Annotated in this window: 4 protein-coding genes; all 4 read left to right on the top strand. The window is 65.7% G+C overall.

Annotated elements, in window-relative coordinates:
* Positions 1–559 precede the first annotated feature (559 nt).
* The gene (gene cysC / locus L880_RS33870) at positions 560–1,138 is read left to right on the top strand and encodes an adenylyl-sulfate kinase (protein WP_051443661.1); all 579 of its coding nucleotides are present in this window, start codon (positions 560–562) and stop codon (positions 1,136–1,138) included.
* A 95-nt stretch (positions 1,139–1,233) separates the two neighbouring features.
* Positions 1,234–2,547, top strand: a complete 1,314-nt coding sequence (locus tag L880_RS0128805) for a S8 family peptidase (protein WP_157463102.1) — start codon at positions 1,234–1,236, stop codon at positions 2,545–2,547.
* Between the two features lies 1 nt (position 2,548).
* Complete coding sequence (locus tag L880_RS33865; protein ID WP_051443660.1) at positions 2,549–3,610, top strand: TIGR03032 family protein; 1,062 nt, start codon at positions 2,549–2,551, stop codon at positions 3,608–3,610.
* Between the two features lie 24 nt (positions 3,611–3,634).
* Entirely contained in the window at positions 3,635–6,898 is a 3,264-nt protein-coding gene (locus tag L880_RS0128795) for a beta strand repeat-containing protein (protein ID WP_027478540.1), read from the top strand.
* Positions 6,899–7,148 lie beyond the last annotated feature (250 nt).

The raw sequence follows: 7,148 nt of genomic DNA, 5'->3' as shown, positions 1-7,148 counted from the left end.
CTTTCTTTGGCGAAGCAAAGAAAGTGAGGCGGCCGCCGGGCCGCAATCCCGGCCTCCGCCCTTCAACAAAGAGCAGCAGCCTCAGAGCGCAGCGGCAATCGCGAGCCCACGCAAGCTCGTCCGATCCCGATCCCGATCCCGATCCCGATCCCGCATGCCCCGCGTGGCAACGCAGTGGGTAACTCAGTGCGTCACCGCAGGTGCCGCACCAAGACAAGGCGCCCACCGCCTTGCCCGACCTCCGCCGAGCCTCGCCTGCTTCGCTGCCGAAATTCGGTTGCTGGCCACCACTCTGCAGCCAAATTGCAGGCGCCGCAGGCGCATCGGTTCCGCGATTGGTGGCCACTGAGCCCATCTGACCGGACGGTGTCGCTTCATCATGTGATTCACCTGATTGCCGGAAGATGGATGCCGAATCTGGTAACGATTTGTGCCTTTGACTGGATTGACATGTCATTTGTATCTTATGTACTAATTTTTTGTAAATAAATGATGCGAAAATCCAAGAGTGCCAGCCTCCAGCCCCTGCGTTCACCCTGTCCTCCGTGACTTTTCACCCGTGCCCGGCCCGGTTGGGGGGCGCCCGTCCGGTGCGGTGGTGTGGTTCACCGGCCTGTCGGGCGCCGGCAAATCCACATTGGCCCAGGGCGTGCATGCACGCCTGTGTGAGCAGGGCCTGGCCAGCACGGTGCTCGATGGCGATCTGCTGCGCACCGGCCTGTGTGCCGATCTGGGTTTTTCAGCGGCCGACCGTGCGGAGAACGTACGCCGCGCCGCCGAAGTGGCTGCCCTGATGGCCGAGGCGGGTCTGCTGGTCTTGGTGGCTCTGATCTCGCCTTTTCGCGAGGGTCGCCAGCGGGCCCGTGAACGCGTCGCGCCATGGCCTTTTGTTGAGGTGTATTGCAGCAGCCCTCTGACAGTGTGCGAGGCGCGTGACCCCAAGGGCCTGTACCGCCGCGTGCGAGCCGGTCAGGTGGCCGAATTCACGGGCATCACCTCGCCTTACGAGGCCCCGCTGCAGCCCGAGTTGGTGCTTGACACGGCCAGCGCTTCGCCCGAGCAGTGCATTGACCAGGTACTGCAAAGTCTGAGCGCGCTGGTCGGGCCCAGCCTGCTGGCTGCCGGAGGCCGGTCTTGAACCCCGGCCGCAGATGCCTTGGGCGGTGGCTGTTGGTCGGGGCTGCTCTGGGTCTCGTTGGCCAGGCCTCTGGGGGGCAGGCTGCGCCCGCCCGCGTGAAGATCCACAACCAGGGCCGAGTCCTCAGTTTGCGCACCGTGGCGCCCCATGAGCTGGGCACGCTGCCCCAATCCCCCGAACTGCGATACGTGGAAGGGCCTGAGGGGCAGCTGTGGGGCCTCACCCATCGGCTTCTCATCACCCGCAGGGCCGCCTATCCTCCTCCGTCCCTGCCTGGGGTGGCCACGCCTCTACCGCTGTTGTCGCTGGCCCGCGTGGGCGACCTGCAGGTCGACGCCTTGGAGCCCCCCGACATCGACACCACCCTGCGTTGGATTCCCCAACTGCAGGGCCAGGTGGGTGTGTTGTCAGTTCAAGTCGATGTCAGCCAGAACCTGCCTTGGCCGGCGGGCTCGGTGCCGGCCCTTCGGGCCAAGCAGCAAACCCTTGATATGGCGCGTACCATGGCGCGCAACGGGTTCTGGCAGCCCGATGTCTTTGACGTGCTGGCCACCACAGGCGTGCGCACCAGTCGGGCCATCAGCCGGGGGCAGGGCGTGCGGGTCGCGGTGATCGATTCGGGGGTGGACCTGCGAGCCCCCGCTTTGCAGGGTCTGCAGCCCTTGGCCCGGTTCGATGCCGATGCCGACCTGGAGCCTGGGCATTTGCGCTCAGACATGGAGGCGCATGCCAGCGGCGTGGCCGGACTGATCCTGGGCCGTGCCGTGGCCCGGCCCGATGGCGGCACCTTCGAGGGGGTGGCCCCTGAGGCCGGCCTGATCGACATCCGCCTGCAAAGTGGCTGGACATCGAGCCTCGTCATGGCCTTGGGCATGGCCCATCAGGCCCAGGCCGATGTCATCAACTGCAGCTTTCAGGTGCCTTGGCTGCCCGATCCCGTGGCCTTGCTGATCGATGCGTTGGCCCGTGAGGGCCGCCAGGGTAAGGGGGCCGTGGTGGTGGTGGCGGCCGGCAACCGGGCCGAAAGCTTGAACGGCCGGCACAGCCTGGCCAACCACCGCGCCGTCCTGGCCGTCACCGCCTCTGACCATCAGGGCCATACCGGCTGGACGGCCTCGGGCCGGGATGTTTTTCTGAACGCCCCGGGCGATCTGTTGTGCCCGGGTCTTGGTGCTGACTACCAGACCCTGGGCAGCACCTCGGCGGCGGTGGCCGTGGTCAGTGGCGTCAGCGCTCTGCTGTTGGCGGCACGGCCGCGATCAACCCTGGCCCAGGTGCGGCAATGGCTGGCCCAGAGTGCCTACCGTGACCCGGCGCTGCGCTGGCCCGGTGGCCGCAATGAACAGCAGGGCCACGGTGCGGTGCGCGCCGATCAAGCCCTGGCATTGGCTTTGCAAACCCAACCCTGACATGACCCAACACGCCAGCCGCGACCTCGATGCCCCGTTCGACCCGGGCACTTTGCACTCCAACACCTTGCCAGCCCTGCTGCAGCGCCTGGATGTCAGTGTGGCCCTGACCTCGTTCCAGGCCAACCGCCTGATGTTGGTGCGCAGCGAAGGCGCCACGGTGGATGTCTTGTTCCGCGAGGTGCCCCGGCCCATGGGCCTGGTCATCGAGCCGCAGCAGATGCTGCTGGGCAGTTGGGCTCAGGTGCTGGAGTACCGCCGGCACGATGCACTCAACGCCAGTGTCGAGCCGGGCTGCCCGGTCGATGCCAGCTACGTGCCGCATTCGACGCGCGTCACCGGCGACATCAACATCCACGACATCGCCAGGGGCCATGACGGCACGCTTTGGATGGTCAACACGGCCTTCTCATGCCTGGCCACCCTCGACCCGGCCTACCACTTCGTCCCCCGCTGGAAGCCCGACTTCATCAGCAGCCTGGCGCATGAAGATCGCTGCCACCTCAACGGCATGGCGATGCGCGACGGTCGGCCGGCCTTTGTGACCGCCTTCTCGCGCGACGACACCCCCTTGGGCTGGAAGAGCTTCCGCAGCGAAGGCCTGTTGATGTCGGTGCCAGCGGGCCAGGTGCTGGCCGAGGGCTTGTCTTTTCCGCATTCACCGCGCTGGATTGATGGCTGGGTGTACTACTGCGAATCGGGCCATGGCCGGGTCTGGCGTTGCCGCGAAGACGGCAGCGAATCCACCCTGGTAGCCGAACTGCCTGGCTACACCCGGGGCCTTTCTCATCTGGGCTCGTTGCTGTTCGTTGGCTTGTCGCGAGTGCGGGTTTCCGAGAACGCGCCCCCTTTGCCGGTACTGGAGCATCACCCCACCACTGTCAGCGGCTTCTGGGTGATCGACCTCGAAAAGCTCGATGAACAAGGCTGGCTGATCTTCACCGGCGACATCGACCAGATCTACGACCTGGCCCTGATCGAACAGGCGCGCTTTCCCCACATCATGGCCTGGTCCGACGAAGACTTTGGCCATCGTTTTCATTTTCCACCGCTCACTGCCTGAGAACCCAGCTAAGAGACCCCCACCATGAACAACACCAACAAACTCGCGGCAGCGCTTGTGAAAGTGGCCTTGCCCAGCGCGGCCGTCGCTGGCGCCCTGGTCGGGGCCGGCTTGGCAGTGCGCTCGCACTCATCTGCCTCGCGGCGTCAGGCACAGATCCAACCAGCACCCGCCCCGGCCCCTTTGGTCGAAGGGCCCTCCACCGACTCGCTTGCGCACGACGACAGCCCTGGGGCCGAAGCCATCCAGCGCACCCGCCTGGGCACGGCCCAACGCCTGATGGCCCAGGTGCGTGCCGGCCACCCGTCCACCTCACCAAGTGCCCCGGTTCCAACACAGGATGAGGCATTGCCAGGCCGCGCCGGCCGTGCCAGTGGCGACCTGGGCTTGTTCACGGCCCATTCCCGTCGGCGGGGGGGCTTGCTGGGCAGCCTCAAAGTGGCCGCGCCAGGTTGTAACGGTCTCTCATGCAGCAGTGGGCCTAAGGCTGGCAATGCTTGCAACTCGCCTGCCGACTGTGCACCCGCACCCGCACCAGCACCAGCACCAGCGACCCCCACCGTCGGCACCTTCGCTGGCCCCAGCAGCGCCTACTACAAGGCGGCCCAGAACCTTGATTTCACGGTCTCATTCTCGGCCTCTGTGTCGGTGACGGGATCGCCCCGCGTGGTCTTGTCGGTGGGGGGTACCCCCAACTACTACGCCAATTACCAATCGGGCACCGGCTCCAGCACCCTGACTTTCCGGTACACCCCGTCGGCTGGGGCCAACGGCACGGTCAGCACCTCGGCCACGCTGGACCTCAATGGCGGCACCATCAAGAACGGCACCTCCAGCAGCGTGGCCAACACGGGCATGACGGGCACTTACAGCGGTTTGGTGATCGACACCACGGTGCCCGCCAAAGCCAGCAGCGGTGCCATCACCGCAAGCGATGTCGATGCCAATGGCAGCTACACAGTCAGTGACACCGTCACCCTGACCTTCAGCGAGCCCGTCCTGGTGAGCAATGTGACAGCGGCCAACCTGTCGGTCAGTGGCAAAAGCCTGGGCTCAGGTGCGGCGGTGAGTGCGCAGTCGGCCAGCGGCGGCTATGCCACCAGCTATGTGCTCACCCTGGGCACTGGCACCAGCGTCGCCTCCGGTGAGACCCTGACCATTGCCGCCGCCAATGTGGTGGATCGGGCCGGCAATGCGGCATCGGCGGCCGTCAACTTCACCTTGCCCACCTTCAACACTGCGCCCACCGTCACCTCGGTCAGCCTGAGTGGCACAGCCACTGCGGGCAATGCACTGACTGGCAGCTACAACTACAGCGACGCCGACAGCGACGCGCAAAACACCTCTGGCAGCGGCACCAGTTACCGCTGGGTGCGCTCCACCGACAACAGCGTAGGCAGCACGGGCGATAACAGCAACGTGGCCAGCGGCTTCACGCTGGGCGGCAACCAGACCTACACCCTGGTGACCGGCGATGTGGGCAAGTACCTGTTCTATTGCGTCACGCCCGTTGCCAGCGCCGGCATCACGACGGGGGCCGAGGCCTGCAGCACCGCCAGCAGCCAGGTCGTAGCTCCTGCCGCCACCAGCATCAGCAGCATCAACTCACCCACCAACGGCTATTACAAGACGGGTACCACCTTGACCTTCACGGTCAACTTTGGTGCTGCCGTCACCGTCACAGGCAGCCCTCGCATTGCCATCAATTTGGGGGGCTCGACTGTGTATGCCAGCTATGCCTCGGGCAGTGGCACCAGCGCCTTGACCTTCAGCTACACCGTGCAAAGCGGCGATACCGCGGCCTCGGGCATCAGCATCAGCAGCCCCGTCGATTTGAACAGCGGCACCGTCCAGGACGCCTATTCCCAAGCGCCCACCTTGACCTTCACGCCCCCCAGCCTGAGCGGGGTGTTGGTCGACACCACCTTGCCCGACAAAGCCAGCAACGCTGCCATCACGGCCAACGATGTCGATGCCACCGGCAGCTACACCGGTGGCGACACCTTGACGCTGACCTTCAGCGAGCCGATCGCCACGGCCAGCATCGCGGTGGGCAACCTGTCGGTTGCCAGCAAATCACTGGGTGCATCGCCTTCGCTCACCCCCCTCTCGGCCAGCAATGGCCTGGCCACCAGTTACAGGTTGACGTTGGGCAGCGGCACCACGGTAGCTAACAATGACGTCTTGAGCATCACCGCCGCCAATGTGGTCGATCAGGCCGGCAACGCCGCCGCCAGCGCCGTCACCTTCACCGTGCCCACACTGAACGCTGCCCCCGTGGCCAGTGCACTGGGCATCACCGGCACCGCCCAGGTGGGCGTGCAACTGACCGGCACCTACTCCTACAACGACGCCGAAACCAACCCTCAGGGCGCCAGCCAGTACGCCTGGTACTCGGGTGCCAACAGCAACGGCTCGGGCAAGACCGCCATCAACCAGGCCACCAGCATCAACTACACCCCTGTGGCGGGTGATGTGGGCAAGTACCTGTTCTTCTGCGTCACGCCGGTGGCCACCGCGGGCACCCCCACGGGGGTTCAGGTCTGCTCGTCTGCGTCGGGTGCCGTCATTGCCGCTGCCATCAATGGCCAGTGCGGAACGGTGGCTGCCACACCGTTCATGCCCAGCGGGGCAGGGCTGTGCTTGACCCCGGGCGCGGCCTCTGCCGTCAATGTGGGCTCGCCCTGGACCTGGACCTGCCAAGGCAGCAATGGGGGCAGCAGCTCGCCCACCTGCTCGGCACCCAACTCGTCAGTCACGGGCAACACCACTGGCCGTGCCACCCAGTCGGTGAGCAACGGCTGGACGATCGACACGCCCAATTCGGCCGGCTTCATTCCGCTCACGGGCCATGCCAAGTCGCCGGTGGTGACGCCACCCGCTGGCTACACCTTCCCGCAAGGCTTGTTTGACGTCAGCTTGACGGGCCCTCAGGGCGGCTCCACCACCCTGGTGCTGACCTTCTCCAGCCCATTGCCTGCCGGTACGGTCTACATGAAGTACGGCAAGACATCGCCGACCGATACCGCGCATTGGTATCGCTTTGAGGCGGCACAGATCGGTACCAACACCATCACCTTGCCCTTGGTGGACGGCGGGCAGGGGGACGACGATGGCACTCAAAACGGCGTCATCACCGATCCGGGCGGGCCTGCTGTTCCTGGGGGCTCTGTGGATGGCGTACCAACCTTGTCGGAGTGGGGGGCTCTGTTCTTGACGGGGGGGCTTGCTGCGTTGGGGGCTTTGGGGTTGCGGCAGCGGCGGCGTCAGGTGCCTGCTGGGCGGTGAACCCTGCCTTGCGGGGTAGGGTGGTTTGTGGGGGGGGGCTGGCCGTTGCGGTCGGGTCCTTCTGCTCTTTGTTGAAGGTCGGAGGCCGGGATTGCGCCCCGGCGGGCGCCTCACTTTTTTTGCTTCGCCAAAAAAAGTAAGCAAAAAAAGGCGACCCGACGTGCACGCCCTGCTGCGCAGGGTCCGCTGCGCTGCTCAACTTGGGCGGGGTCTCGCTAAACTCGCTGCGCTCAAACAGACGCGAGCCCTT

The sequence above is a fragment of the Curvibacter gracilis ATCC BAA-807 genome, from assembly GCF_000518645.1.
In the GTDB taxonomy this organism is placed as follows: domain Bacteria; phylum Pseudomonadota; class Gammaproteobacteria; order Burkholderiales; family Burkholderiaceae_C; genus Curvibacter; species Curvibacter gracilis.
The sequence above is the reverse complement of the archived record's forward strand: the minus strand, read 5'-3'. Positions and strand labels throughout refer to the sequence as shown.

Excerpts from the sequence above, each read along its gene's own strand:
- L880_RS0128795 (WP_027478540.1), top strand. The coding sequence starts at position 3,635 with ATGAACAACACCAACAAACTCGCGGCAGCGCTTGTGAAAGTGGCCTTG.
- L880_RS33865 (WP_051443660.1), top strand. The coding sequence starts at position 2,549 with ATGACCCAACACGCCAGCCGCGACCTCGATGCCCCGTTCGACCCGGGC.